Below are 25,473 nucleotides of genomic sequence, written 5' to 3'. Positions count from 1 at the left end.
GAGTTTCCTATACACTCTTTGGCGCTCACATCTACTTGACCATCGGCTGTTTTCACTTTTTGGATAGTGTTGATGTAAAAAATGGATAGTTTTAGCCTATATCGTTCTGTTTTCATTAACCGCCCCAATATTAAAAAGATAATAAATAGGAAGGTTAAATGTTAATCAGAAATAAATTGACGCTGGCAATTATAACAGCAAGTCTCACAACCCAGATTCATGCACTCGAGTTGGGTGAGTTCAATGGCACTTCGTTCAGCATTGGCGGATATGTAAAGGCGGAAGCCCGTTTTACCGATGCTGACAACGGTGACAGCGAGTTTGATGGCACTGCCCGCCAGTCACGCCTCAACTTTACTGCCAAGCGCAATATTGAAGGCCACTCTTTGATGGGCTTTGTGGAAGGGGACTTCTATGGTGGCGATGCCACGGGGTCGACCTACGACTGGCGTTTGCGCCACGCGTTTCTCAAGGTCGATAACCTGACACTGGGACAAACCTGGAGCGGTCAGTTCTTGGCTTCGGTTCCCTATGATGTTCCGCAACTTGACTTCTTCAATCCTGGTAAGGGTAACACTGGTGGAAATGGTGGTGTTGTTCGACCGGATATGGTCATGCATTACCAGATGGGCGATGTCCGCTTCACGTTGCAGGACCCCATTAATGATGATGCGGATTACCCTGACTTCGTTATCAACTATGCGAAAAAATTCGAAGGTGGTCATGCCGCGAGCATTGCTCTGGCTGGACGAGATGTTGCCAGAAGCAACACCACCAACAGCAGTGACGATTCGGAGTTTGGTGCCGCTTTGATCTATGCGGGCAAGTACTCACTGGGCGCGACCACACTGCACTTGAACGGCTATCACGGTGAAGGGCAGGGGGTCTATTCCGGATTCGGTTACGGTGGTGCCTGGCACCCGACTCTCAGGCCAGCCGTTGATGCGAATGCTGCCGGTGAGTTGATTAAAACCACAGGCATCGTTGCGGGTGTCTCGCACAAGTTCAATGACAAACTGACAGGCGCAGTTCGCTATGCCCAAATTGAGGCCGATGAAACGTCAGCCGGGGCCGAAGATACATTGAAGATTGGTCACGTCAATCTGGTGTACAACTACTTGCCAGGGCTTGATTTTGGTATCGAGTGGCGAGACCAGAACCTGGCCACACACGGTACACGTCCTGCGGGGCAGCAGCTTGAGCTGATGGCGATGTACAAGTTCTGATTATTGATTAGAACAGCATGAAGAGTAACCCGGGTCCCCTTCCCCGGGTTATTTTTTTGAGGCGCGGTCAGCATGATGGTACCGGTTGGTGGTTCATCCGGCCAAAGCGGTAAAAACAAAGTTCCCTGTCGATATTCCATGTATGATCCTAATTCCCGAAACTGGAATCACCAACCCCCGTTTTTGCGCCTTCTATCCCGTTTTTGCAACGCTATACTGGATTTCACTCTAATGCACCGCCTTCAGTACAGGCAGTGACTGTGTAATCCGACCATAAAAGTCCGCGACCTGATCAACCCGGTCGCAACCAACAAGGTGAGCCATGAAAGAGTTCAAACACTTTATCAACGGTGAGTATGTCGCCTCAGCCAGCGGCAAGACCTTCGAGAACCGTTGCCCGGTGGACAACAGCCTGATCGGTATGGTCCATGAAGCCGGTGAGGCTGAAGTCGATGCTGCGGTGCGCGCCGCCAAGGCCGCGCTGAAAGGTCCCTGGAGCAAGTTGACTCAGGCCCAGCGTACCACGCTGCTGAACAAGGTTGCGGATCGCATCAACGAGCGTTTTGAAGAGTTTCTCGCAGCCGAGTGTCTCGATACCGGCAAGCCGCGTTCCATCGCCAGCCACATCGACATTCCGCGTGGTGCGGCCAACTTCAAGGCCTTCTCCGAAACCCTTGCCAACCATCCTACTGAAGCGTTCCGCATGGATACGCCGGATGGACAGGGTGCGCTGAACGTGGGTCATCGTACACCCAAGGGCGTCATCGCGGTTATCTCGCCATGGAACCTGCCGCTGCTGTTGATGACCTTCAAGGTCGGTCCGGCACTGGCCTGTGGCAACACCGTTGTGGTCAAGCCGTCTGAAGAGACACCGGCTACCACCACCCTGCTGGGTGAAGTGATGAACGAGTGTGGCGTGCCGCCGGGTGTATTCAACGTGGTGCACGGTTTTGGCCCCAACTCTGCGGGCGAATTCCTGACCACTCACCCGCTGATCAATGCCATCACTTTTACCGGTGAAACCCGTACCGGTGAGGCGATCATGCGCGCTGCCTCCGTGGGCCTGCGCAACATCTCCATGGAGTGTGGCGGCAAGAACCCGGGCATCGTGTTTGCTGATTGCGATATCGAGAAAGCCGTTGAAGGCACCATGCGTTCCGCATTCGTCAACTGCGGTCAGGTGTGTCTGGGTACCGAACGTGTCTACGTTGAGCGCCCCATTTTCGACAAGTTCCTGTCGCGGATGAAGGAAGAGGTGGCCAAGCTGAAGCTGGGCCGTCCGGAAGACCCCGCTGCCAACTTTGGCCCGCTGGTCAGTCTGGAGCACCGCAACAAGGTCAAATACTACTACGATCTGGCCCGCGAAGAGGGTGCAACGGTCGAGATCGGCGGCGGCATCCCGGACATGGGCGCAGAGCTGAATGACGGTGCCTGGATTGAGCCGACCATCTGGACCGGCCTGTCTGATGATGCCCGCGTGATCCGTGAAGAGATCTTTGGTCCTTGCTGCCATATTCGTCCGTTCGACACCGAAGAAGAGGTGATCGAGCTGGCCAATGACACCGAGTACGGACTGGCGTGCGCCATCTGGACCGAGAATTCATCCCGTGCGGTGCGTGTTGCCGAGCAGATGGAAGTGGGTCTGGCCTGGGTCAACTCCTGGTTCCTGCGTGACTTGCGTACCTCCTTCGGTGGTGCCAAGCAGTCCGGTATCGGCCGCGAAGGCGGGGTGCACGGACTCGAGTTCTACACCGAAACCAAAAACATCTGCATCAAGCTGTAAGGGACAAATCATGGATAAGCAACAGATTCAGGCGTGTGGTGACGAACTGTACGAAGCGATGATCAAGCGCACGCCGGTGCGTCCGCTGACCGAACGCTTCAGCGATATCACCATTGATGACGCCTACCATATTTCCCTGCGCATGCTGGAACGCCGCATCGAAGCCGGCGAGCGTGTGATCGGCAAGAAAATCGGTCTGACCTCCAAGGCGGTGCAGAACATGCTCAAGGTTGGCCAGCCGGACTTTGGTTACCTGACCGACTCTATGGCGTTCAGCCAAGGTGAAGAGATGCCGATCTCCGAGCGTCTGATGCAGCCCAAGGCTGAGGGCGAGATCGCGTTCATCCTGAAAAGGGACCTGATGGGCCCTGGCATCACCAATGCCGATGTCCTGGCGGCGACCGATTGCGTCATTCCCTGCTTTGAAGTGGTGGACTCCCGCGTCGAGAACTGGGAGATCAAGATTCAGGATACCGTGGCAGACAACGCCTCCTGTGGTCTGTTTGTACTGGGTGACCGTGCGGTTGATCCGCGCAAGGTCGATCTGGCCACCTGCGGCATGGTGGTGGAGAAAAACGGTTCCATCATCAGCACCGGTGCTGGTGCCGCAGCACTGGGCAGCCCGGTGAACTGCGTAACCTGGCTGGCCAACACTCTGGGCCAGTTCGGCATTCCGCTGAAGGCCGGTGAAGTGATTCTGTCCGGTTCTCTGGTTCCGCTGGAGCCGGTCAAGGCGGGTGATTTCATGAGTGTCAGCATCGGTGGCATCGGCAGCGCATCTGTCCGTTTTGTCTGATCGGTCTCGTTGATTACAGGAATAAAAACATGAGCAAAAAACTCAAAGCGGTCATCATTGGCCCGGGTAACATCGGCACCGACCTGCTGATGAAAATGCAGCGTTCCGAGTGGATCGAGCCGGTCTGGATGGTGGGCATCGACCCCGAGTCCGAAGGCCTCAAGCGCGCCGCCGAAATGGGCATCAAGACCTGCGCCACCGGCGTGGATGGCATTCTGCCGCATATCATTGAAGACGATATCCGTGTCGCCTTCGACGCCACCTCCGCCTACGTGCATGCCGAGAACAGCCGCAAGCTGAACGAACTGGGCGTGATCATGGTTGACCTGACCCCCGCCGCCATCGGCCCGTTCTGCGTGCCGCCGGTGAACCTGGCCGACCACGCCAAGAACCTGGAGATGAACGTCAACATGGTCACCTGCGGTGGCCAGGCGACCATCCCGATGGTCGCAGCAGTCAGCCGTGTACAGCCGGTTGAATACGGCGAGATCATCGCCACCGTCTCCTCCCGCTCCGTCGGGCCGGGCACGCGTCAGAACATCGACGAATTCACCCGCACCACCGCCGGTGCCGTAGAGAAGGTGGGCGGTGCCAAGCAGGGCAAGGCGATCATCATCATCAACCCGGCCGAGCCGCCGCTGATCATGCGTGACACCATCCACTGCCTCACCGAAGGCGAGCCGGATCAGGCCGCCATCACCGAGTCCGTGCACGCCATGGTGAAAGAGGTGCAGAAGTACGTACCGGGCTACCGTCTGGTCAATGGTCCAATCTTCGATGGCAACCGCGTCTCCTGCTTCATGGAAGTGGAAGGCCTGGGTGACTTCCTGCCCAAGTACGCCGGCAACCTGGACATCATGACCGCTGCCGGCTTGCGCACCGCCGAGATGTTCGCTGAAGAAGCGGCCAACGGCGTCATCACACTGCCTGCACGCGGCTAAGGGGAGAACAGCACATGAACCTGAACGGCAAGAAAGTAACCCTGCACGACATGAGCCTGCGTGACGGTATGCACGCAAAGCGTCACCAGATCAGCCTGGACGAAATGGTCCGCATCGCTACCGGCATGGATGAAGCCGGTATGCCGCTGATCGAAGTCACCCACGGCGATGGGCTGGGCGGCGCCTCCGTCAACTACGGCTTCCCGGCCCACAGCGATGAGGAATACCTCAACGCCGTCGTGCCCAAAATGAAAAACGCCAAAATCTCCGCGCTGCTGCTGCCGGGGATCGGTACCGTTGACCATCTGAAGATGGCCAAGGACTGCGGCGTGTCCACCATTCGCGTGGCCACCCACTGCACCGAAGCGGACGTGTCCGAGCAGCATATCGGCATGGCCGCCAAGATGGAAATGGACACCGTCGGCTTCCTGATGATGGCCCACATGGTCAGCCCGGAGAAGATCCTGGAACAGGCCAAACTGATGGTCAGCTACGGCGCCAACTGCATCTACGCTACCGACTCGGCCGGCTACATGCTGCCGGATGACGTCACTGCCCGCATCGGCCTGCTGCGTGCCGAACTGCCGAAAGAGGTCGAGATCGGCTTCCACGGTCACCACAACATGGGCATGGCGATCGCCAACTCCCTGGCCGCGATTGAAGCCGGTGCCACGCGCATCGACGGCTCCGTAGCGGGTCTGGGTGCCGGTGCCGGCAACACGCCGCTAGAAGTGTTCTGCGCCGTGCTGGATCGCATGGGTGTGGAAACAGGCGTTGATCTGTACAAGATCATGGATGTGGCCGAAGACCTGATCGTGCCGATCATGGACCAGCCGATCCGCGTCGATCGCAACGCACTGACCCTGGGCTACGCCGGTGTGTACTCCTCCTTCCTGTTGTTCGCCAAGCGCGCAGAAGAGAAGTACGGCATCTCCGCCCGTGACATTCTGGTAGAGCTCGGCCGCCGCGGTACCGTGGGTGGTCAGGAAGACATGATTGAAGACCTGGCACTGACCATGGCGAAAGAAAAGGGGCTGATCTGATGGCTGAAGTATACGAAAACAAGCTGACACAATCTCAGATTGAAGAGCTGGCGATTCACTGCGAAAACGCCGAACTGGAAGCCTACGAGATCACCAAGATCACCGATGACTTCCCGCAGATGACCTACAAGGATGCGTTCGACATTCAGTGGGAAATTCGTCGCCGCAAGGAAGAGCGTGGTCACAAGATCGTCGGTATGAAGATGGGTCTGACCTCCTGGGCCAAGATGGCGCAGATGGGTGTCGAGCAGCCCTGCTACGGCTTCCTGGCCGACTACTTCAGTGTACCTGAAGGTGGCGAGATCAAGCACGATGAGCTGATCCACCCGAAGATTGAAGCCGAGCTTGCGTTCGTGCTGAAAGAAGAGCTGAAGGGCCCGGGCGTGCATATCGGTGATGTGCTGCGCGCCACCGACTTCGTCATGCCGGCCGTTGAAGTGATCGACTCGCGCTACAAGGATTTCAAATTCGACCTCAAGAGCGTGATTGCCGACAACTCCTCTTCCAGCCGCTTCATCACCGGTGGCCGCATGGCCGATATCGCTGATGTGGATCTGAAAAACATCGGTGTGGTCATGGAGATCAACGGTGAAGTGGTACAGACCGGTGCCGGCGCTGCCGTACTGGGTCATCCGGCTGCCTCCGTTGCCATGCTGGCCAACATGATGGCTGACCGTGGTGAAAGCCTGCCGGCCGGCAGCTTCATCATGATCGGCGCCATCACGGCTGCGGTACAGGTGAACAAGGGTGATGCCTTCACCGTGCGTTATCAGGGTCTGGGTACTCTGAGCGGCAAGTTCGTCTGAGGAGGCCGTCATGCCCGTTGCACAAATCCATATCATGGAAGGGCGTTCGGATGAGCAGAAAGAGCAGTTGATCGCAGAAGTGACCAGCGCGATTGCTCGCTCACTCGACTCTCCCGAGGCCAATGTACGGGTCATCATTACCGAGATGCCGAAACAGCATTTCGGCATCGGTGGCCAGTCGGCCAAAAAGCTGGGGCGCTAGGCCCCGGCGGTTCCATCGTTTCGACTCTCGTTGACTGTAGCTTTTACCCCGCCAATGGCGGGGTTCTTTTTGCGAGCCTGATACGGCCCGTATACAATCGCGTCTTTGGGACATTATCTCGCAGAGGGGCTCATGCACGACAATCAATTGGCCGAATTCATGGCCTTTGCCGAACACCTGGCCGATACCTCGGCCGAGGTCATAAAACCCTATTTTCGCTCCTCGCTTGCTGTCAGTGACAAGGGACAGGGCCGTTTCGACCCCGTATCCGAGGCTGACCAGGCCGCCGAGCGCGTCATGCGGGAGCAGATCCAGGCCCGATACCCCGAGCACGGTATTCTCGGAGAGGAAGAGGATCGCGTGGAGGGGAGCAGCCCATGGACATGGGTGCTTGATCCGATTGATGGAACACGGGCATTCATCACGGGAATGCCCCTGTGGGGTACGCTGATTGCGTTGAACGACGGTAATCGTCCAGTGCTGGGGGTGATGAATCAGCCTTTTACCGGGGAGCGGTTCATCGGCTCTGCCTCCGGCGCCTGGGCTGACGGCAAGCGCCTGACGACCCGAGCCTGCCCTGATCTCGCTGCAGCGGTTTTGATGTGTACCACGCCGGACATGTTCAGCACTGATGAACAGCTGTCCGCCTTTCAGGGTGTTGCACGCCAGGTCAAACTGATGCGCTTTGGCGGCGACTGTTACGCTTATTGCATGCTGGCTTCCGGCCTTGTGGATATCATCATCGAGGCAGACCTCAAGCCCTATGATGTGCAAGCGCTGATTCCGATCATCGAAGCGGCCGGTGGCGTCATCACCAACTGGCAGGGAGGCGATGCGCAGCATGGGGGGGCGGTGGTCGCCTGTGGTGACCCGCAACTGCATGCTCAATTGATCGAGATCCTGCGCCAGGTTCCGGCCTGAAATCTGAGCGCGTGGATCGTTCTGCCGGATTGATTCCGCTGATCAGACATATAGCCTGAACCGATTGGACGCCGTGCTCAGCGCGGCGCTAAGATGGAACGAAATGCCCCAGGAATGGTACTGCTGTCATGGATCAGGTTCAGGCACCCGGTTACAGCTTTCGTGATGCGCTCTGGCGCGAGATTCGTCAGCATCGTTTTGCGGCCATCGGTATGGCCGTTGCCATTTCGGCTGTGCTGTTGCTGCTGTTGCAGAACAGTCTGGTCGAGATCGGCAATGGCGGTGGTGAGCGTTTCGGCTATGCGATGCTTGGCGGTCTGGGCGGTTTTGTTTCAACGGCCATAGGTGCCAGCCTGGCGTTGCTGCTGCGTGATATCAAGGCCAAAACACAGGATACGATGCTTGGGTTTGCTGCCGGTATGATGCTGGCGGCCAGTGCATTTGCCTTGATTTTGCCGGGTATTGAAGCCGCCGAGCAGTTGGTATCGGTTGGTGCGGTTGCCGTCGCAGTCGTGATTACCGGTATGGGGCTGGGTGTGCTGCTGATGCTGGGGCTGGACAAGTTCACCCCGCATGAGCATGAAAACGAGGGTCCCTGTGGTCCGGGATGCGAGCGAATCGGCCGAGTCTGGCTGTTCTTTCTGGCGATCGCACTGCATAACCTCCCCGAAGGCATGGCGATCGGTGTCAGTTTTGCCAACAACGATATGAGCGTTGGCATGCCGCTTACTATCGCCATTCTATGTCAGAACGTCCCCGAGGGTCTGGCCGTTGCGCTTGCGCTCAGGGCTGCAATGTTGAGCCCGGTGATGGCTGCAGTGGTGGCATCAGGCACCGGTCTTATGGAACTGCTGGGTGCGTTTCTGGGCATCGGTCTGGCCGGTGGTCTGCCGCTCGCTTACCCGGTGGGGCTGGGTCTTGCCGCCGGTGCCATGATTTTTGTGGTATCTCATGAGGTCATTCCCGAAACCCACCGCAACGGCCACCAGACACCGGCCACCATCGGCCTGATGGGCGGTTTTGCCGCCATGCTGGTACTGGATACGGTAGTGGGGTAGGCGGCTTTTCACCTTGGTTCACCGGTTTGATTCACTGCCTGATGACTAGTATCACAAGGCTTGATATTTTTCGGGCTAAACAATCTTTAGTTTGATCCATCGATAAATTGGAATGAGGTATCCTTGCACTCGGCTATGTCACCATTCCAGCTCAAAATTATAAAATATCGGAGTTTACAGATGTCGATCAAACGCTTTCTCAGTCCTGTTATGACCGGAGCATTGGCACTTGCGATGGTGCTGCCGGCACATGCCCGCGACTTCCGTCTTGGCCTGATTACCCCTCCGTCTCATCAGTGGACACAGGCTGCCGAGGCCTTCGCCAATGAGGTGAAAGAGCAATCCGGTGGCGAGCATAGTATTGCAATATTTCCGGCTCAGCAGCTGGGCAATGAAGCTCAGATGGTGCAGCAGCTGCAAACCGGTGCGCTGGATATGGCGTTTTTGACCATCGCCGAGATCTCCAACCGAGTACCTGATTTTGGTGCACTTTACGCGCCCTATCTGGTTGACAATATTGATCAGGCGGCGGCACTGCTGCGTTCTGACACGGCTATTGAGCTGCTGGATCAGCTACCCGCCGAAGCAGGACTGGTCGGTGTTGGCTACGGCATGGCGGGGATGCGTCAGGTCATGAGCCGTACAGCTGCCAAAGGACCGCAAGACTTGGCTGGCAAGAAACTGCGCATTACGCCGTTCGAGCCGCTGCGTGATTTCTATATCGCAACCGGTGCTGCGCCGACTCCTCTGCCGCTGCCGGCCGTATACGATGCGCTGGCCAATGGGCAGATCGATGCAATTGACATGGATTTCGACTCCATCCTGATCTTCAAGTTTTATGAGCGTGCCGATAACCTGCTGATTTCGAACCACATGATGTTCCCGATGGTGGGTGTTGTGTCCGGTCGCGTTTGGAAAGATCTGAGCAAAGAGGATCGTCAGCTGTTCCAGACGAGCATGCGTAAGCACCTGGATGGAGTGATTGATCACTTCCAGCAGCAGGAGCGTCAGCAGGAGCAGCAGCTGCGTGCACTCGATATCACCATTGAAGAAGCAGGCAAGGACGATTTTGCCACTGCCATCAGTGATTGGGAAAAAATCTGGTCCAACAAGGCCAAATCGTTGCCCAGCCTGCGACAGGCTGCCGCCGAGATCAAGGCTAACTGATCCAGAGCGATTTAGTAAAAGCCCGCAGCGCTCAGCCGCTGCGGGTGAGGATTCAACATGTTGAAAACCTTTTCCGAAGCTCTGGCCAAAATTGAGATGGCCGCGGCAGCCACATTGGCCGCAGCTGTGACGCTTTTGGTTTTGCTGAACATCGCCAGCCGCTCCCTGGGGATGGCGATCTACTGGGTCGATGAGCTGGCTATCTATGCCATGGTCTGGACCACATTTCTGGCTACATCGGTTGTGCTTAAAAAACGTCAGATCATTGCGGTCACTCTTTTGGTCGATCTGCTGGGCGAACGCAGCAGGATCTGGATGCAATGCTTTTCCGACTTGATGATTCTGACCTTTGCAGTCAGTTTAATGCTGCTATGTTGGCGCTGGCTTGAGCCCGCAACGCTGTATTCCTTTGATTTCGATATTCGTGCCTTTCAGGGTGATACATTCAACTTTGTATATTCTGAAAAAACAAACACTCTGGGGGTGCGCAAGATATGGCCTTGGCTGATACTGCCCTGGTTTGCATTCAGCCTTTCGATCCATGCTGCCGGCAATATTCTGGGCAGCCTTAAGCGGGCGATTTATTTCAAAAGGGCGGCTGTATGACACTGGCGTTTTTTCTGGTACTTCTTTTCTGTGCTGTTCCCATCGCGCTTGTTTTGGCCCTGACGGCGCTCTGGTATATCGCAACTTCCGGTAATACGGTGCTGTTCAGCTCCTATCCGCAGCAACTCTTCGGCGCCATCGAGAGCTACGGTCTGCTGGCGATTCCGCTGTTCATGCTGGCCGGCGAGCTGATGAACGAGGGTGGGCTGACCTCCCGCCTGATCAATCTGGCGCGCATCTTTGTCGGTGGCTTCAGGGGTGGGCTTGCCTATATCAACCTGGTCGCCAACATGATGATGGCCGCGATCATGGGATCGGCAGCATCACAGATCGCGATCATGTCGCGCGCCATGGTGCCTGCAATGGAGAAAGAGGGGTACTCCGGCTCCTATGCGGCCGCGATTACGGCTGCGGGCGGTTTGCTCTCGCCCATCATTCCGCCCTCCATGCTGTTTGTTCTCTTTGGGGTACTGGCGCAGATCCCCATTGCAGAGATGTTCATCGCCGGTATCGTACCGGGACTGTTGATGTCGGGGCTGTTTTTTATTGTCATTGCCGTAATTGGGCTGGTACAGCAGTATCCTGCCGGTCAGTGGCCTGACCGCAAACAGATGAAAAGCTACCTGTTGATGGGGATTCCTGCCGGTCTCATACCCATGGTAATCATAGGCGGCATTCTCACTGGCCTGGCGACACCGACGGAGTCGGCCGCGCTGGCCTCGCTGGCCGCACTGTTGATCGGCAAGTATGTCTATAAAGACCTGAAGTTTTCCCACCTACCGGAGATTCTCAAGCGCACCGCCCTTAACTCTGGCATGGTGATCATGCTGATCTCGGCAGCTGGTGTGTTTGGCTGGGTGATTGTGTACGAGCAGATTCCGCAGGCGGCCGCCGCGTGGATTGCACAGCAGACGGCAGATCCCTTTGTGTTCCTGCTGATGGTGGTAGGTGTACTGATTCTGGTGGGCATGGTGATCGATGGCATCGCGGCCCTGATTCTGGTGGTGCCCATCCTGTTGCCGATCGCACAGCAACAGTTTGATATCAGTGCCTATCAGTTTGGTGTTGTGGTGTGTCTGACGCTGGTCATGGGGCTGCTGACACCACCTGTGGGGGCAGGGTTGTTCATCGGGTCGTCAATGACCGGCATCCCGCCGATGAAAATCTTTCGCTCACTGCTGCCGTTCCTGCTGGCAACACTGGTCACTCTGGTACTGCTCAGTGCTTTCCCTCAGCTGTCACTGATGCTGCTCTAACCGGTCATCAGACTCAAGGCAAGGCGCGGGCTTTCAGGCCTGCGCCTTGCGTTTGGTTTGGCTGGGCTTCTCGCCAAACAGCAGCTGATATTCCTTGCTGAAGCGCCCCATATGTGAAAACCCCCAGTGTATGGCTGTGTCGGTAACGGTCCGGTGATTATCAGGATTCTGTAGCGATTCTCGTACGCGCTGGAGCCGAACGTTACGCAGGAACTCCATCGGACTCATGTGGCGAAAGTCGCGAAACCCGGCATACAGTGTACGTACGCTTACACCCGCCAGTTCGGCCAGCATGCCGGGAGTGAGCGGGTCCTGAGCATGGGTCTCGATGTATTCTTCCACTCGTTTGACATGGCGGGGAGCCAGTGAGCGAGCATCCTGTGTGAGCTCCTCCAGGTAATTGCTGGACTGCTGGCTCAGCAGAGTGCTGATGACCAGCTCTTCCAGCTGCCGGGACACCAGCGTTTGCTGAAGACAGTCAGGTGCATCTTTTTGCAGCTGAATGATGTATTCAAGCATATGCAGCCAGGCAGGCGAGTGCAGCCAGTCAAGGTGACAGTCAAACTCTATCGGATGTTTGAGGTTGTGCCCCAACAAACGGCTGCAGACTTGCTCCAGCTCCAGGCGGCTAATGCGCAGCATCAACTGATCGCATTCGCTGTTGTAGTGCATCTTGAGACGTTGGGTCGGGTTTAAAACCACTCCCTGCTGGCAGTTTGAGAGTAACGAACAGTCACCACAACTGATCTCGGCCTTGCCTGCCAGCGGCATCTGGACCAGGAAAAAGTCGTCCAGACATTCCGGGTCAACCTCGACCTCTCCACCATACTTAAGTCGGTGAAATGAGACGTGCCCCACTGAAAACTGGTGCAGTCTGGATTCGAGAGCGGACGTGTGTCGGACAGGCTTCAAATTATGAGGCTTGAATGACTGGCCAACCGTATTTCTGACCTCGTCAATATCGCATGAGCTCAGTACCAGATTTTCGGGCTGGTACAGCAAGGCGTTCGCCAACACGGGCGGAATGGCTTTTTTGGGTGGCATGGGCTACTTCCCTTCTTATATTTATCTTTCCGCATTTAGAGCTGCGGCTGCTCAGGGTGTGATCATTATAAACAGGTGATGTGCAGGAGGTGGATAAACAATTTTACTTTTCTGCACTATATGGATAGTTGCTGCTGGAAATGGATCGTTTAAAAAGGCGAATTCTAAATAGTATGGGCTCTGTAATATGAAAAATAATAAAAGGAGCCATATATGGGAATTCAGATTGATATCGACTCAAAAGACGGTTCAGGCGTATTTGCCGGTTATCTGGCGGTTCCGTCGGCAGGGACGGGTCCGGGTCTGGTTTTGCTGCAGGAGATTTTTGGTGTCAACGCTACGATGCGCCAGATCGCGGACTACTATGCCGAGGAGGGGTATGTCGTTCTGGTGCCGGACCTGTTCTGGCGTCAGGAGGCCAATGTAGAGCTGGGCTATGACCAGAACTCCTGGCAGAAGGCGTTTGGGCTTTATCAGGGCTTTGATCAGGACAAGGGTGTTGATGATATTGATGCCGCCCTGACAGCCCTGCGCAGCCGGGAAGAGTGTACCGGGGGCGCTGCTGTACTGGGCTTTTGCCTGGGTGCTCGCATGGCGTATCTGACGGCCTGTCGCTGTGACGTGGATGCGGCCATCGGTTACTACGGCATGGGGATGGAGAACCACCTGGACGAAGCGGATAACATTAAGGGACGCCTGCTGCTGCATTTTGCCGAGAACGATGAATACTGTCCGGCCTCCGCACGTAACGATATCTTTGCGGCTCTGGAGTCGCGCGAGAATGTTGAGCTGTACCTCTACCCCGGGGTAGATCATGCCTTTGCGCGTCCAGGCTCTGAGCATTATCACAAACCTTCAGCCCTGATTGCTCATGAACGTTCAGTTGCCGTATTGCGCCGAGCCATCGGTCCTCATTACAACCTGTCTCACCTGTGGGACAAGCACTGTGAGTACGAATTCGATACCCGCAACGTCGACGATACCATGGCAACCATGGTGGCAGACCCCTATGTTAACCACATTCCGACGCTGACCGGCGGGGTGGGTTACAAGGACCTGTACCGTTTTTACAAACATCACTTCGTCAACTCAAATCCGGCTGACACCAAGCTGATCCCGATTTCCCGCACCATAGGGGATACCCAGATCGTGGATGAGCTGCTGTTCTGTTTTACCCATGACCGCGAAATCGACTGGCTGGTGCCAGGTATCGAGCCGACCGGCAAGTATGTGGAAGTTCCTTTTGTTGCAGTGGTGAAATTCCGCGGCGACAAGCTTTATCACGAGCATATCTACTGGGATCAGGCCACGGTACTGGTACAGCTGGGCGTACTGGATCCCAAGGGATTGCCGGTGGCCGGTCGTGAAACGGCCGCCAAATTGCTGGACGAGACTCTGCCATCCAATGAGCTGATGCCAACCTGGCCCAGCAGCGCTGGAAAGGAGTGAGGACGCGGCCATGAATGAGTTCAATAACCGCACGGCGTTGATCACAGGCGGGGCCACCTTGATTGGTGCGGCTCTGGCTGAAGCCTTTGTTCGCGATGGAGCCAATGTGGCGATTCTGGATATCGATGCCCAGGCTGGCGCGAATCTGGCTGACCGGTTGGGTCCTGCAGCTCTGTTTATCGAAACCGACATTACCGACGACAGTCAGCTCGAAGCCGCTGTAAGGCAGACGGCAGAGCACTTCGGCGGGCTGCATTTTCTGATTAATCTGGCGTGCAGTTACCTCGACGAGGGCGCCGACTCCAACCGTGAGGACTGGCTCAAGGCGTTGGACATCAATGTGGTCAGTGCCGTCATGGCCGCACGGGCAGTGCGTCCCTGGCTGAGCGAGTCAAACGGCGGCTGCATCGTCAACTTTACCAGCATTTCGGCTCAGGCCGCCCAGACCGGCCGCTGGATTTACCCCGCCAGCAAAGCGGCTCTCAAGCATTTGACCCGCAGCATGGCACTGGATTTCGCCGCGGATGGCATTCGGGTCAACTCGGTCTCGCCGGGCTGGACCTGGTCTCGTGTAATTGAAGAGGTCAGTGGCGGTGACCGAGCCAAGGCTGACCGTGTTGCAGCCCCTTTTCACATGTTGGGGCGTCTGGGTGGTCCTGATGAAGTGGCGGAAGTGGTGCTTTTCCTCTGCTCGCCAAGGGCAAGTTTTGTAACCGGTGCGGACTACGCCGTTGATGGTGGCTATTCCTCATTGGGGCCTGAACAGCAGGAACCGGCCATTCCCAAGCTGGCGGAATAACCGTCCGGCTTTAACTCAATAGCGGGTCGAGTCAGTCGGCCGGCGGCATAACAATAAGATCGGAGTCTCTCCATGACACGCAAAATCGCAATCGTAGGTGCGGGCCAGTCTGGCCTGCAAACCGGTATCGGCCTGCTCAAGGCCGGTTATGACGTGACCATTCTTTCCAACCGTACCGGCGATCAGATTCGCGGCGGTAAGGTGATGTCCAGTCAGTGCATGTTTGATCAGGCACTGCAGACCGAGCGAGAGCTGGGCTTGAATTTCTGGGAACACGACTGCCCACCGGTAGAGGGAATAGGGGTGTCAGTCCCCAATCCCGAGAAGGCAGGTGACAGGTTGATCGACTGGTCTGCCCGACTGGACAATAAGGCGCAGTCAGTGGATCAACGCCTGAAAATGCCGGTCTGGATGGATGAATTTGAACGGCTGGGTGGTGAGCTGCAGATCTGTGACGTGGGCATTGCAGAGCTGGAAGAGTTGGCGGCAGCCTATGAGCTGGTATTGGTAGCCGCTGGCAAGGGCGAAATTGTGCGCATGTTTGAACGTGATGAACAGCGCTCTCGCTTTGATAAGCCGCAGCGCGCATTGGCGCTGACCTACGTTCACGGCATGACCCCCAAAGAGCCCTACTCTCGTGTGGCCTTCAATCTGATACCGGGAGTGGGCGAATACTTTGTCTTTCCGGCTCTCACCTTGAGCGGCCCCTGTGAAATTATGGTTTTTGAGGGGATCCCGGGCGGCCCCATGGACTGCTGGGGCGATGTCACTACGCCGCAGGAGCACCTGCAGCGCAGCCTTGAAATCATCCGTACCTATGCGCCCTGGGAAGCCGAACGCTGCCATAACGTTGAGCTGACGGATGATGGTGGCGTGCTGGCCGGCCGTTTCGCACCAACGGTCCGCAAGCCAGTGGCAACTCTGCCGTCAGGTCGCAAGGTAATGGGTATTGCAGATGCGCTGGTGGTGAACGATCCAATCACCGGCCAAGGCTCCAATAATGGCGCAAAGTGCAGCCGGGTGTACCTCGAAGCGATACTGTCTCATGGCGAACAGCCGTTCACGGAACAGTGGATGCAGCAGACCTTTGAAACTTACTGGGCGTATGCGTCTCAGGTGGTCGAGTGGACCAATGCTTTCCTTCTGCCCCCGCCGCCGCACATTCTTGAACTGTTGGGAGCTGCCCAACAGTCACCATCGCTGGCAGCGCGTCTTGCCAACGGTTTCGACAACCCGCCCGACTACATGCCCTGGTGGCTGGATGCCGACGCGTGCGAGAGCCTGATCAACACCCATATGCAACAGGGAGCCGCCTGAGATGACGACAATGAACACTGCCAATGCTGCCATCGAAGCGAGCGCGCCTGCCGCTGCTACGCTCGCACCTTCAATCGATCCGCGAACACTGCGTGATGCGCTTGGGCTGTTTGCAACCGGGGTGACAGTGGTAACGGCTCCGGGGAGCGATGGGCAGCCGGTCGGGATAACGGCGAACTCTTTCTCTTCTTTGTCTCTGGAGCCGCCGCTGGTGCTCTGGAGTCTGGCGCTGCGATCGCCAAACTGCGGTGCTTTTGAAGAGGGGCGACCGTTTGCGATTAACGTCCTTCAACGAGAACAGGAAGCGCTTGCGTTGCAGTTTGCTCGCCCGGTGGAAGACAAGTTCCGGGACGTGGAGTACCAACTCAACAGTCATCGGGTGCCGCTGCTTGATGGGGCGCAGGCACAGTTGGAGTGTACGGTGGAGTTCACGCGGGTGTTGGGAGACCACCTATTGATCGTCGGACGTGTTGATGCATTGACGACCTTACCGAGCGAGCCCTTGCTGTTTTACAGAGGGGCATTTGTACAGCTGGCAAATTGAAACCACAGGGCGCTGTCTTTGCGCGGTGCCCTGATAACAATAACAACACAGGATTCTGTGCATGATGAATGTATCAAGTAAACAGGGGTTGGCCGCCGCCATTGCGCTGACATTGATGTTGACTGTTGAGGCTCGGGCGACAGAGGGGGGTGGCTCCAACTATCCGATGGGAGCCGAGAACTACCTGATGGGGGCCCTGCCACCGCCTGGGGTGTATCCACTGATCTATGCCAACCGCTATTCAGCGGATGACCTGAAGGATAACTCCGGCGACAGCCTGCCGATCGATTTTCGCTTGCGTGCCAACGTCGTGGCACCGCGTCTGGTTTGGGTAACCGACAGGACCATTCTGGGTGGTCAACTGTTCCATGCAGCTTTATTGCCGCTGGTGGATTTGGATGTGTCCGTTAACGGAATGAGCGACCGCAATCAGGGTGTTGGTGACCTTGATCTGACAGCCTTCGCGCTGGCTTACCATCACAGCCCGAATTTCCATTCGGTGGTGGGTATGGATGTGTTTGTCCCTATCGGTGAGTACGATACGGGAGCGATGGCCAATATTGGACGCAACTATTGGGCGGTACAGGCCGCCTATGCCGCTTCCTGGGTAAACCCTACCGGCTGGAATGCCGACATCAAGCTGATGTATGACTACAACTTCGAGAACGACGATACGAACTACCAGTCAGGCCAGGAGCTTCATTTTGATTACTCGCTTGGCTACGGCGTCAGTCCCAATTGGGTCGTGGGTGTGGGGGGCTATGGTTACAAACAGACCACACCGGACAAGGTGAACGGTGTCAAAATCGGCAATGAGGGACAGGCCTTCGCCATTGGTCCATCGATCAAGTACGACAACGGCCAGGGCTTTTTCATCTCGTTGAAATATCAGCAGGAATTTGCTGTCGAAAACCGCCCGGAAGGTGATGCCTTCTGGATCAAGACCATCATCCCCTTCTGATCGGTCTTGCCGGCCCTGCTCACAGGGCCGGCGTTTACCGCGTGCCCATTCTTCCCTTGTCATGTGCCTGCAGAGCGATACTGCTAAAATCTCGGTACAATGTGCTTTGAACAAGGATGCTGTTATGGATGGTCTCATGCTCCCCAACGAAAAAATATTGCTCGAAATTCGTCGCTCCCCCCTGGCGTTGTTGCGTGGCCTGTTTGATCTGACCATTGCACTGCTTCTGTTCTGGGGCATGTTCAAGGCGATGGCAGAGGTGCCGTTCTGGGACAGTTGGTGGCTGGTGGGGCAGTACCGTGAGCTGGCTACCCGCTTTCTGTGGGAAGGGGCGGGCATACCGGCCAGCTGGATAGCGGCCCTGTTCGGCCTGCTGGCGCTGCTGGTCGGTGTGGGGGCGTTGCGCCAGCTGATGCGCGAAGCGAGCCGTCGCTACTCGGTTACCAGCCTGCGTGTAATGAACCGCCGCGGCTTTGTGGGGCGTGCTACAGATGAACTCTACCTGCTCAGCGTAGATGGCGTATCGCTGCATCAAAGCCTGTTTGGGCGCTTGTTGGGGCATGCCAGCCTGATAATTGCCGGCAGGGGGAATAACCAGTTGCGGTTTACCTTTGTCCGCAAACCTGACGAGGTGAGGGAAAAGATTGATCGTATTGTACTGGCTCGGCGGAATAAACAGCCCCAGGAATGATATTGGCTCAGGGCTGCGCTGTTCAGGGGTAGGTGACGATGCGGGCATCGCCACCCAAAGGCGGATCAGTTACGGATCAGGTAGTCAAAGGCACCCAGTGCAGCGGTCGAGCCGGACCCCATTGAGATGATGATCTGCTTGTACGGTGTGGCGGTCACATCGCCGGCGGCGAATACACCCGGCATAGAGGTGGCGCCGTGGCTGTCGATGACGATCTCGCCGCGCTCGGTCAGTTCCAGGGTGTTCTTCAGCCACTCGCTGTTCGGCACCAGACCGATCTGAACGAAGATACCGGCCACATCCACCACATGAGACTCATCGGTCTTGCGGTCCTTGTATTTCAGACCGATCACCTTGTTGCCATCACCCAGCACCTCGGTGGTCATCGCCTGCTTGATGATCTTGATGTTGGGCAGAGATTCCGCCTTCTTCACCAGCACGCTGTCGGCGCGCAGGGTGTCGGAGAACTCCAGCACCGTTACATCTTTCACGAGTCCGGCCAGGTCGATTGCCGCTTCGATGCCGGAGTTGCCGCCACCGATCACCGCCACGCTCTTGCCCTTGAACAGCGGACCGTCGCAGTGCGGGCAGTAGGCCACGCCCTTGCCGCGGTATTCCTGCTCGCCCGGCACGTTCATTTCACGCCAGCGGGCACCGGTGGCTAGAATCACGCTGCGGCTTTTCAGGGTCGCGCCGCTGGCCAGTTCCACCTCGATCAGTTCGCCCTTGGTCAGCTTGGCGGCGGACTGTTCGGTGATCACGTCCACTTCATACTCGTTAACGTGCTGCTCCAGGCTGGCCACCAGTTTCGGGCCTTCGGTGTAGGGCACGGAGATGAAGTTCTCGATACCGACGGTATCCATCACCTGTCCACCAAACCGTTCGGCTACCAGGCCGGTGCGGATACCCTTGCGTGCCGCGTAAATTGCTGCTGAAGCCCCGGCGGGGCCGCCACCAACAATCAAGACTTCGTAGGGCTCGCGCTCGTTCAGCTCGGCTGCCTTTTTCTCAGCGGCGCCGGTGTCCAGCTTGTTGACGATCTCCGGCAGCGTCATGCGGCCCTGACCGAAGTGTTCACCGTTCAGGTAGACGGAAGGAACGGCCATGATCTGACGTTCTTCCACCTCTTTCTGGAACAGCGCACCGTCGATCATGGTGTGGGTGATGTTCGGATTCAGCACTGCCATCAGGTTCAGCGCCTGTACCACGTCCGGGCAGTTCTGGCATGACAGCGAGATGTAGGTCTCGAAGTGGAACTCGCCCTTTAGGTTACGGATCTGCTCCTGCAGCGCGGCATCAGCCTTGGACGGGTGACCACCGGCCTGCAGCAGTGCCAGCACCAGCGAGGTGAACTCGTGGCCCATGGGGATACCGGCGAAGTTCACCCGCGGTGCCTGACCGGCAGGACCAACCGCCAGACTGGGAGCGCGTGCGCCATCAACCTGTCTGAGGGTGATTTTTTCATTAAGCTCAGCAATCTCCTGTGCCAGATCGCTGAGTTCTCGGGATTTGGGGCTGTCGTTACTCGACACGCTCAGCTCAATCGGGGCCACAATATTCTGCAGGTAGGTGTTCAATTGCTGTTTCAGATTGGCATCCAACATATACGTATCCCTGTGTTTGGTGAGGTCGTGTCAGACAAGCATGTATAACGAAAAGGATTTTGCAAAGCGGGGGGAGAGAGGAAGACCCGCCGGTCAGTGCAAACCGGCGGGGGACAGCAGGCTGATCTTAGATCTTGCCAACCAGGTCCAGAGACGGTGCCAGAGTGGCTTCGCCTTCTTTCCACTTCGCCGGGCATACTTCACCCGGATGAGACGCTACGTACTGAGCGGCTTTAACCTTGCGCAGCAGGTCGTCAGCGTCACGGCCGATGCCTTCAGCAGTGATTTCAACAGCCTGGATCACACCCTGCGGGTCGATCAGGAAGGTGGCGCGGTCAGCCAGACCCATGCCTTCACGCATGACACCGAAGTTGTTGGTGATGGTGCCGGTCTGGTCGCCAACCATGTAGTACTGGATCTTGCCGATGGTTTCAGACGTGTCGTGCCATGCCTTGTGGGTGAAGTGAGTGTCGGTAGACACGGAGTACACTTCAACGCCCAGCTTCTGCAGTTCTTCATATTTGTCAGCTACGTCACCCAGCTCGGTCGGGCAGACGAAAGTGAAGTCAGCCGGGTAGAAGAAGAATACGGCCCACTTGCCTTTTACATCAGCTTCGGTGATTTCAACGAACTCACCCGCTTTGAATGCAGTTGCCTTGAACGGTTTGATTTCGGTATTGACGATACCCATGTGTGTATTTCTCCTTGGCTCGATTGAGTGGATCGTTTTGAAGTCGAAGACAATACTAGAGCAGAATTGCAGTCTAATGAAATTGATAGCTGCTAATTGGTTGATAAATTTTAACTATCAATGATGATGCTGCAAAACAGTCCACGTCAGTTTATGCTGATCTTGACGAATGGCAACTGCCACCGGGTCTGAGCTCTGGCAAACACCGCTGGTGTCCGTACCGGATATAGGCCATGCAATATAATGCAGCCATCAGGGGTTGAAACCAGGCAGAGTCGCCCCGAAGAATGATGTAAGGACCGTTTTTCTACGCCAAGCCAAGTAAGGAGGCGAATATGCAAACCAACCGTATCGGACTGGACAGCGATAAATCGAAGCAGCTGGCAGACAAACTCAATAAGCTGCTGGCCAGCTATCAGATTTTTTACATGAACGTGCGCGGTTACCACTGGAATGTACGCGGCCCCGAGTTTTTTGAACTGCATGTGAAGTTCGAAGAGCAGTACAACGATCTGCTGCTCAAGGTGGATGAGATTGCCGAGCGTGTGCTGACGCTGGGGCATCGGCCGATGCATGCATTCAGTGCGTACCTTGAAAACAGTGACATCAAGGAAGCCAAGAACGTCACAGAGGGCAAGCTCTGTGTGCAGGGACTGCTTGAGGGCTACAAGCAGTTGATCAGCATGCAACGCGAAGTGATGGAGCTGGCGCAGGAAGCGCAGGATGAGGGCACGGCTACCCTGATGAGTGACTACATCACCCAGCAGGAAAAAACCGTGTGGATGTTCAGTGCCTGGATGGGCTGATCAGCTGCCGCTGTAATCATCAAGCGCGGCCTGACGGGCACGCTTGTAGTCTACAACCGGAGCGGGACGACCGAGGTGTTGTCCCGCTCCGGGCTTGTGACGTTCCCTTGCCGGCAGCTTGTCCAGCTGTGGCAGCCAATGTGCAATAAACTCCCCTTTGGGATCAAACTTCTCGCTCTGCAATTGTGGATTGAAGATGCGGAAGTAGGGTGCAGCATCCGCGCCCACCGATGCGCTCCACGCCCAGCCGCCCAGGTTGGAGGCAAAGTCCCCATCGATCAGCTTTGACATGAAGAAGGCCTCGCCACGACGCCAGTCGATGCGCAGCAGCTTGGTCAAAAAGCTGGCCACAATCATGCGCAGACGGTTATGCATCCACCCAGTGGCGAGCAACTGTTTCATGGCGGCGTCGACGATCGGGTAACCGGTTTCGCCCGCTTTCCAGGCCTCAAAGGCCGCCTCGTTCTCCAGCCAGCTGATTCGCGCCTCAACTTCGGGTCTGAACGGCTCCAGCCGGCTCTGGCCGGGAAAGGCAACCAGCAGGTGACGGTAGAACTCACGCCAGATCAGCTCATTCAGCCAGGTACTTTCCAGCCAGCTGTCACCAATGCGTGCCAGTTGCAGGGCCGCCAGACATTGCCGAGCGGACAGTGCGCCGATGCTCAGTGCCGGTGACAGCGCAGAGGTGCCGTTGAGCGCTGGAAAATCGCGCAGACGCGCGTAATCAGCCTCGCGCTCATAAATAAACCGCTCAAGCTGAGCCTCCAGCCGATTCTGTTCAACCGGCCAGCGTGTGCGATCATAGTCACTGTTGCCGGTCTCGCCAGTGCTGACCGTGATCGGTGAGCCCGTGGTTTTTACTGCGGTGGGTGCCGCAACAGGTGCATGATCCGTCTGCAGCAATTGGCGACGCCAGGCGCGACTGAAAGGGGTGAATACCTTGAATGGCCCGCCGTTGCCGGTCAGTACACTGCCCGGTGGCAGAATCAGGTCGCCATGGTATCCCCAGGCGGGGGTACCAACAGCCTGTAGTGCCTGGCAAACGGCACGGTCTCGGTTCTGCTCGTTGAGCGGGTATTCGTAATTGAAATGCAGAGCGCTGGCGTTCAGCTCCCGGCACAGCGCCAGAAGCGCCGCGGGGCAGTCACTGAAATGCTGCAACGGCAGCCGGATCAGCCTTATGTTGCGGTTGTCAAGCTCGGCTTCCAGCCACGCCAGGCGGTCATGCCAGTAAGCGATGCGGGCGGGCGATTCATTGTGCTGCGCCCATTGCCCGGGCGTGAGACAGACCACTGCCGTGACCGGCCCGGTGCTGCTGCAGGCGGCGGCCAGCGCCGGATTGTCCTGCAGGCGCAGGTCATTGCGAAACCAGACGAGTTGCATTCAGATGTAGTTCCTCAGCCCCAGTTCATGTGGGTGCGGATTCAGGTAGGTCTGTGCACGAATGTAATCGGAGCCGTAGCGCTTGATGTAGTGCTTGAGCAATGCGAGTGGCACCACCAGGTGTACATGCCCCTGCCGGTATTGTTCGATGGCGTCGATCAGTTCCTGCTTGCAGTCACTGTCGATCTCTTTCTTCAGGTACCCCAGAAGATGCATCAGCACATTGGTGTGTGTCTTGCGGTTCGCCTTGCAGCTCAGGTGGTGCATGAAGCGAAGGAGATAATGCTGCATCACCTCGGCAAGGGGCTGATCGTGGGCATCGGCCAGGTAGCGGCCCAGTTCGCGGTAGCCTTCATAGTGGTGCGCCATCAGCAGGTATTTTTGTCGACTGTGGAACTGAATGATGGCGTGGTAGGACGGTTCCGGCTCAACGCTGGTTTTCCAGTCGTCATAGGCAAACACCCGCACAATGAAGTTTTCCCTCAGCACTGCATCGTTCATGCGGGCTTCCTCTTCCAGCGGCAGCACAGGATTGACCTGACGCAGAGCGCGCACAAACAGACCCTGATCGGCTGTATTGGGCATGCCGTTGGGGTGGTATACCTTGACCCGCTCCATGCCGCAGCTGGGTGAGCCCTTCATCAGGATAAAGCCGCGCAACGCGGTATTCTGCTCGGCGAAACGTGTGCCCACCGACAGTAGATCGTCGGTTGCATCCATATCAGGATCGTTGGTGCCCAGCGCACGTGGCAACTCGCCGGCCAGACCGACCAGCCGAATGGGCTCGCGTGGAACACCCAAACCGGCGGCCACTTCAGGACAGAACAGCTTGAACTCGAAACAATCCTGCAGTACGTCAAGACAGTAGCGGGACTGTTTGTGGCCGCCGTTGTAGCGTACCTTCTCGCCGGTCAGGCAGGCGCTGATGCCGACCGGTATCTTGTGTTCAGGCTGAGCCGACATGTGTACTCCCTGTTAATCACAGACCAATGAAAGGCTGTACCAGACGTCCAACCAGCCCCGAAAACTTCAGTGGGGCATCGGTAGCGATCAGGCAGATACACTCTTCATCGGTATCGACCAGTGGCTGATGGCTCACCTCACCATCAAGGTCGGCTACATCACCCTGACAGAAACGCCCCAGTTCATCATTATAGGAGCCTTTCAGGATCAGCGTCAGTTCATTGCCGCCGTGAGTGTGATGCGGTACCGATACCCCCGGTGAAATGCGCAACAGACGTGCGGCACCGGGGCCACTCAGGTGCAGATCCAGCTGTTTTACACCGTATCCGATTCGTTTCCAGGGCAGTTCATCCAGTGGTTTGTCGAGCAGTTGTGCCAACGGTGTCGGCAGCGCCTGGTTGGAGCCGGCCTCAGGTGCCGAAGTGGACAGCTCTTGCTCCGGCTCGTCAAGCCGTGCCAGCAGCTGTTCAAAGGCATCCGCCTTCAGACTGCTCGGTGGCAGTTGTTCCAGCAGTGCTCCGCCAACCGCATCGGTGGCGTGCATCCGTTCACGACAGTGCGGGCACCAGTGCAGATGGCAGGCAACCAACAGCGCCATGCCCTGCGGCAAGGTACCAGCGGAGTACGCCATCAGGGTCGCGTCGTCAAAATGATGGCTGATTTTCACTCTTCTTCCCCCCAGTGGGCCTTGAGCTTACTGAAAGCGAGTCTCAGTCGTGACTTTACACTGCCCAGTGGTATACCCAGCTGGTCAGCAATCTCGGAATGGCTCTTGCCCTCGTAATAGGACAGGTGCAGTACCTGAGCCTGGTTTTCGGGCAATGTCTCAATGGCTGCGCGCATGCGATCTTCCAGTACCCCGTGCTCGTTCATGTCACGTTCGTCCGGATCCGGTTCTTCTTCCGGCAGTTCATACAGCGGCATTTTGTCGCGCCGCATCCGGTCGATGCTCTGGTTTCGGGCCAAAGTAAAGATCCAGGTGCTGGCACTGGCCTTGGCACGATTGAACAGGTGCGCCTTGCGCCAGACCAGCAGCATTGCTTCCTGGGTGATCTCTTCAGCACTGGCTTCAGGCATCCCCAAACGCAAGATGTAGGATTTGACCCGAGGGGCAAAGTGGGAGAACAGGCGAGCAAATTCAGACTTGTCCCGGCTTTCGGCCAGTGCAGTCAGACAGGCACTCCAGTCATCACGCACCTGCTTTCTCCTTTCCTCTGAGTCGCGCGCTCTGAGAGCGGCAGAATCAACAGCGGCAGCGTTCACATCGCCTCCTTCAGGCTGGTCTATCTGCATTTGCTCTCCATACGCGTGAGTGGATGTGGGTGGATCAGGCTTGATACTGATATTTCTGTTGTTGATACAGTATCGGCTTCACAATGTCGATGATCCAGCCATATCAGGGACGCGTAAGAGGCA

The 25,473-nt window shown here is 56.8% G+C and carries 26 protein-coding genes; 19 read left to right on the top strand and 7 right to left on the bottom strand.

Going from position 1 to position 25,473, the window contains the following annotated elements; all coding sequences use genetic code 11:
• Nucleotides 1–158 precede the first annotated feature (158 nt).
• The 12 genes from ABIE60_RS02100 (at nt 159) to ABIE60_RS02045 (ending at nt 11,805) form a co-directional block, all read left to right on the top strand.
• Nucleotides 159–1,226, top strand: coding sequence for a hypothetical protein (locus tag ABIE60_RS02100; RefSeq protein WP_354410018.1), 1,068 nt, complete (start codon nt 159–161; stop codon nt 1,224–1,226).
• A 322-nt stretch (nt 1,227–1,548) separates the two neighbouring features.
• Nucleotides 1,549–3,009 (top strand): 2-hydroxymuconic semialdehyde dehydrogenase, encoded by a 1,461-nt coding sequence (locus tag ABIE60_RS02095; protein WP_354467362.1) that lies wholly within the window; start codon nt 1,549–1,551, stop codon nt 3,007–3,009.
• 10 nt (nt 3,010–3,019) lie between these two features.
• Complete coding sequence (dmpE, locus tag ABIE60_RS02090) at nt 3,020–3,805, top strand: 2-oxopent-4-enoate hydratase (protein WP_354467360.1); 786 nt, start codon at nt 3,020–3,022, stop codon at nt 3,803–3,805.
• A gap of 29 nt (nt 3,806–3,834) precedes the next feature.
• Nucleotides 3,835–4,746 (top strand): acetaldehyde dehydrogenase (acetylating), encoded by a 912-nt coding sequence (locus ABIE60_RS02085; RefSeq protein ID WP_354467358.1) that lies wholly within the window; start codon nt 3,835–3,837, stop codon nt 4,744–4,746.
• Nucleotides 4,747–4,760: 14 nt separating this feature from the next.
• Nucleotides 4,761–5,789, top strand: coding sequence for a 4-hydroxy-2-oxovalerate aldolase (dmpG, locus tag ABIE60_RS02080; RefSeq protein ID WP_354467356.1), 1,029 nt, complete (start codon nt 4,761–4,763; stop codon nt 5,787–5,789).
• Nucleotides 5,789–6,595: a 2-oxo-3-hexenedioate decarboxylase gene (dmpH, locus tag ABIE60_RS02075; protein ID WP_354467355.1), complete on the top strand. Its 807-nt coding sequence runs from the start codon at nt 5,789–5,791 to the stop codon at nt 6,593–6,595. The genes dmpG and dmpH overlap by 1 nt, the downstream gene beginning before the upstream one ends.
• A 10-nt stretch (nt 6,596–6,605) precedes the next feature.
• A complete protein-coding gene (locus ABIE60_RS02070) occupies nt 6,606–6,797 on the top strand; it encodes a 4-oxalocrotonate tautomerase (RefSeq protein WP_091825178.1) in 192 nt (63 codons plus the stop codon).
• A 132-nt stretch (nt 6,798–6,929) separates the two neighbouring features.
• Nucleotides 6,930–7,718: a histidinol-phosphatase gene (hisN, locus tag ABIE60_RS02065; protein WP_354467353.1), complete on the top strand. Its 789-nt coding sequence runs from the start codon at nt 6,930–6,932 to the stop codon at nt 7,716–7,718.
• A 128-nt stretch (nt 7,719–7,846) separates the two neighbouring features.
• On the top strand, nt 7,847–8,776 hold the full coding sequence (locus tag ABIE60_RS02060; RefSeq protein ID WP_354467352.1) for a ZIP family metal transporter: 930 nt from the start codon (nt 7,847–7,849) through the stop codon (nt 8,774–8,776).
• Nucleotides 8,777–8,956: 180 nt separating this feature from the next.
• A complete protein-coding gene (locus tag ABIE60_RS02055) occupies nt 8,957–9,943 on the top strand; it encodes a TRAP transporter substrate-binding protein (protein WP_354467350.1) in 987 nt (328 codons plus the stop codon).
• 57 nt (nt 9,944–10,000) lie between these two features.
• Nucleotides 10,001–10,549 carry a TRAP transporter small permease gene (locus tag ABIE60_RS02050; protein ID WP_354467349.1) on the top strand — a complete coding sequence of 183 codons (549 nt, stop codon included), beginning with the start codon at nt 10,001–10,003 and terminating at the stop codon, nt 10,547–10,549.
• Nucleotides 10,546–11,805 carry a TRAP transporter large permease gene (locus ABIE60_RS02045; RefSeq protein WP_354467347.1) on the top strand — a complete coding sequence of 420 codons (1,260 nt, stop codon included), beginning with the start codon at nt 10,546–10,548 and terminating at the stop codon, nt 11,803–11,805. Before ABIE60_RS02050 ends, ABIE60_RS02045 begins: the two co-directional genes overlap by 4 nt.
• 33 nt (nt 11,806–11,838) lie before the next feature.
• On the opposite strand, the gene ABIE60_RS02040 is transcribed toward ABIE60_RS02045, so the two are convergent.
• Nucleotides 11,839–12,849, bottom strand: a complete 1,011-nt coding sequence (locus tag ABIE60_RS02040) for an AraC family transcriptional regulator (protein ID WP_354467345.1) — start codon at nt 12,847–12,849, stop codon at nt 11,839–11,841.
• Between the two features lie 213 nt (nt 12,850–13,062).
• On the opposite strand from ABIE60_RS02040, the gene ABIE60_RS02035 reads away from it, so the two are divergent.
• The 6 genes from ABIE60_RS02035 to ABIE60_RS02010 all read left to right on the top strand — a co-directional run bounded on the left by ABIE60_RS02035 (nt 13,063) and on the right by ABIE60_RS02010 (nt 18,610).
• Nucleotides 13,063–14,298 carry a dienelactone hydrolase family protein gene (locus ABIE60_RS02035; protein WP_354467343.1) on the top strand — a complete coding sequence of 412 codons (1,236 nt, stop codon included), beginning with the start codon at nt 13,063–13,065 and terminating at the stop codon, nt 14,296–14,298.
• A gap of 10 nt (nt 14,299–14,308) precedes the next feature.
• Nucleotides 14,309–15,097, top strand: a complete 789-nt coding sequence (locus tag ABIE60_RS02030) for an SDR family oxidoreductase (protein WP_354467341.1) — start codon at nt 14,309–14,311, stop codon at nt 15,095–15,097.
• 72 nt (nt 15,098–15,169) lie between these two features.
• A complete protein-coding gene (locus tag ABIE60_RS02025) occupies nt 15,170–16,414 on the top strand; it encodes a styrene monooxygenase/indole monooxygenase family protein (protein WP_354467339.1) in 1,245 nt (414 codons plus the stop codon).
• 1 nt (nt 16,415) lies between these two features.
• Nucleotides 16,416–16,958, top strand: coding sequence for a flavin reductase family protein (locus tag ABIE60_RS02020; RefSeq protein ID WP_354467337.1), 543 nt, complete (start codon nt 16,416–16,418; stop codon nt 16,956–16,958).
• A gap of 61 nt (nt 16,959–17,019) precedes the next feature.
• A complete protein-coding gene (locus ABIE60_RS02015; RefSeq protein ID WP_354467336.1) occupies nt 17,020–17,919 on the top strand; it encodes a SphA family protein in 900 nt (299 codons plus the stop codon).
• A gap of 124 nt (nt 17,920–18,043) precedes the next feature.
• Nucleotides 18,044–18,610, top strand: coding sequence for a PH domain-containing protein (locus ABIE60_RS02010; protein ID WP_354467334.1), 567 nt, complete (start codon nt 18,044–18,046; stop codon nt 18,608–18,610).
• A gap of 65 nt (nt 18,611–18,675) precedes the next feature.
• Here ABIE60_RS02010 and ahpF read toward each other — a convergent pair whose 3' ends face one another.
• Both ahpF and ahpC read right to left on the bottom strand, forming a co-directional pair.
• Nucleotides 18,676–20,214: an alkyl hydroperoxide reductase subunit F gene (gene ahpF, locus ABIE60_RS02005; protein WP_354467333.1), complete on the bottom strand. Its 1,539-nt coding sequence runs from the start codon at nt 20,212–20,214 to the stop codon at nt 18,676–18,678.
• Nucleotides 20,215–20,341: 127 nt separating this feature from the next.
• Nucleotides 20,342–20,899, bottom strand: coding sequence for an alkyl hydroperoxide reductase subunit C (gene ahpC / locus ABIE60_RS02000; RefSeq protein WP_502914934.1), 558 nt, complete (start codon nt 20,897–20,899; stop codon nt 20,342–20,344).
• A 341-nt stretch (nt 20,900–21,240) separates the two neighbouring features.
• On the opposite strand from ahpC, the gene ABIE60_RS01995 reads away from it, so the two are divergent.
• Nucleotides 21,241–21,711, top strand: a complete 471-nt coding sequence (locus tag ABIE60_RS01995) for a Dps family protein (RefSeq protein WP_354467329.1) — start codon at nt 21,241–21,243, stop codon at nt 21,709–21,711.
• Here ABIE60_RS01995 and phrB read toward each other — a convergent pair whose 3' ends face one another.
• Genes phrB through ABIE60_RS01975 form a run of 4 tightly spaced genes read right to left on the bottom strand, consistent with a single transcriptional unit; the run spans nt 21,712 to nt 25,350 of the window.
• Complete coding sequence (gene phrB, locus ABIE60_RS01990; protein WP_354467327.1) at nt 21,712–23,094, bottom strand: deoxyribodipyrimidine photo-lyase; 1,383 nt, start codon at nt 23,092–23,094, stop codon at nt 21,712–21,714.
• Nucleotides 23,095–24,057 (bottom strand): YbgA family protein, encoded by a 963-nt coding sequence (locus ABIE60_RS01985; RefSeq protein ID WP_354467325.1) that lies wholly within the window; start codon nt 24,055–24,057, stop codon nt 23,095–23,097.
• A 16-nt stretch (nt 24,058–24,073) separates the two neighbouring features.
• Nucleotides 24,074–24,724, bottom strand: a complete 651-nt coding sequence (locus ABIE60_RS01980) for a ChrR family anti-sigma-E factor (RefSeq protein WP_354467324.1) — start codon at nt 24,722–24,724, stop codon at nt 24,074–24,076.
• Nucleotides 24,721–25,350, bottom strand: a complete 630-nt coding sequence (locus ABIE60_RS01975) for a sigma-70 family RNA polymerase sigma factor (protein ID WP_206840233.1) — start codon at nt 25,348–25,350, stop codon at nt 24,721–24,723. Before ABIE60_RS01975 ends, ABIE60_RS01980 begins: the two co-directional genes overlap by 4 nt.
• Nucleotides 25,351–25,473 lie beyond the last annotated feature (123 nt).

This window comes from Marinobacterium sp. MBR-109 (assembly GCF_040547565.1).
GTDB lineage: Bacteria > Pseudomonadota > Gammaproteobacteria > Pseudomonadales > Balneatricaceae > Marinobacterium.
The sequence above is the reverse complement of the archived record's forward strand: the minus strand, read 5'-3'. Positions and strand labels throughout refer to the sequence as shown.